1 protein-coding gene is annotated in these 2,015 nt (G+C 44.8%); it reads left to right on the forward strand.

What is annotated here, in order from left to right; translation table 11 throughout:
* Positions 1–33: 33 nt before the first annotated feature.
* A partial coding sequence (locus tag Q0E03_RS09035) for a glycoside hydrolase family 2 TIM barrel-domain containing protein (RefSeq protein WP_297131934.1) occupies positions 34–2,015 on the forward strand: 1,982 nt, incomplete at its 3' end.

The following is a 2,015-nucleotide window of genomic DNA, read 5'->3' on the forward strand; positions in this document are numbered from 1 at the left end:
CTTGTACAATATTAAAGATAAAAAATCGGAGGAATGATTTTGAGAAATATCATTACTATAAACGAAAATTGGTCATTTACCAAAGAAAACAAAACAGAAACAGTCAACTTGCCTCACACTTGGAACGGCACAGACGGTCAGGACGGCGGAAACGATTATTATCGTGGCACTTGCATTTATCAAAAGAAAATTGCAAAAGCCGATATGCCCGACGGCGAGGAGATTTACATTCAGTTTGACGGTGTAAATTCAAGTGCAAAGGTGCTTTTCAACGGTAAGGAAATTGCAGTTCATCATGGCGGATATTCAACATTTAGGGCAAAACTTGACGGCATAAAGGACAGCAACACAATCGTTGTTGAGGCAGATAATTCGCCAAATGACTTTGTTTATCCACAGCAGGCAGATTTCACATTTTACGGCGGAATTTATCGTAGCGTAAAGCTTATCGGCGTGCCAAAGGCTCATTTTGATTTGGATTATTACGGTGCACCGGGCATTATGGTGACCCCGGTTGTTGACGGCAAAAACGCAAAAATCACCATGCAGGCATTTGCAGACGGCGAGGTTCAGTTTGATATTATCGCAGACGGTGAGGTTGTTTGCACAAAAACCGCAAACGGCAAAAATCCGACTGCCGAGGCTGTTATAGAAGATGTCCGCCTTTGGAACGGAACGGTTGACCCTTATCTTTACACGCTCAAGGCAAGCCTTGTTGTTGACGGCGTGGCTGTTGATGAGGTTAGTACAAGGTTCGGCGTTCGCTCTTTTAAGGTTGACGCACAAAAAGGATTTATTCTCAATGGCAAGGAATATCCGCTCCGTGGTGTTTCCCGTCATCAGGACAGACCGCAAATCGGCAATGCTCTCAGCTATGAGCATCACAAGGAAGATATTGACCTTATTTGCGAAATGGGCGCAAACACAATCCGCCTTGCTCACTATCAGCACGCACAGGAATTCTATGATTTGTGCGATGAAAAAGGTCTTGTAATTTGGGCAGAAATTCCGTATATTTCCCGCCATATGCCAAACGGTGTTGAAAACACAAGAACGCAGATGACCGAGCTTATTTGCCAAAATTATAACCATCCGTGTATCGTCACTTGGGGATTGTCAAACGAGATTACCATGGGCGGAGCAAGTGACAAGAGTTTGATTGAAAATCACAAAATGCTAAACGACCTTGCCCATTCACTCGATAAAACCCGACCGACCACTCTTGCGGCACTCACAATGTGTGGCATAGATGAGGAATATGTGCACATTTCCGATATTTTGTCGTATAACCATTATTTCGGTTGGTACGGCGGTAATGTTTCAATGTACGGTCCGTGGTTTGATGATTTCCACAAGAAATATCCGAACAGGGCAATCGGAATAAGTGAGTACGGTTGCGAGGCACTTAATTGGCACACCTCAACTCCCGAACAGGGCGACTACACCGAGGAATATCAGGCGTATTATCACGAGGAAGTAATCAAGCAGATTATCGACCGTCCGTATTTGTGGGCAACTCATGTTTGGAATATGTTTGATTTTGCCGCAGACGCACGAAGCGAGGGCGGTGAAAACGGTATGAATCACAAGGGACTTGTAACCTTTGACCGTAAGTACAAAAAGGACAGCTTTTATGCTTATCAGGCTTGGCTTTCGGACAAACCTATGGTGCACATTTGCTCAAAGAGATATGTTGACCGAGTTGAACCTGTAACCAAGGTTACCGTTTATTCAAATCAAAACGAGGTTGAACTTTTTGCGAACGGCAAAAGTGTCGGCAAGCAGACAAAGGGCAAGTATCCGTTCTTTCATTTTGAAGTTGAAAATGCAGGCGAAACCGCACTTGTTGCCAAGGCGGGCGAGTGCGAGGACACCGCTGTTATCAAAAAGGTTGACACTTTCAACGAGGCTTACAGAATGGCGGAAGAGGGCGCAGTTATCAACTGGTTTGAGATTGACACCCCTACGGGCTACCTTTCCGTAAACGACACTTTGGGCGATATTATGGCAACCTT

The sequence above is a fragment of the uncultured Eubacterium sp. genome (genome assembly GCF_934525195.1).
GTDB lineage: Bacteria > Bacillota > Clostridia > Oscillospirales > Acutalibacteraceae > Eubacterium_R.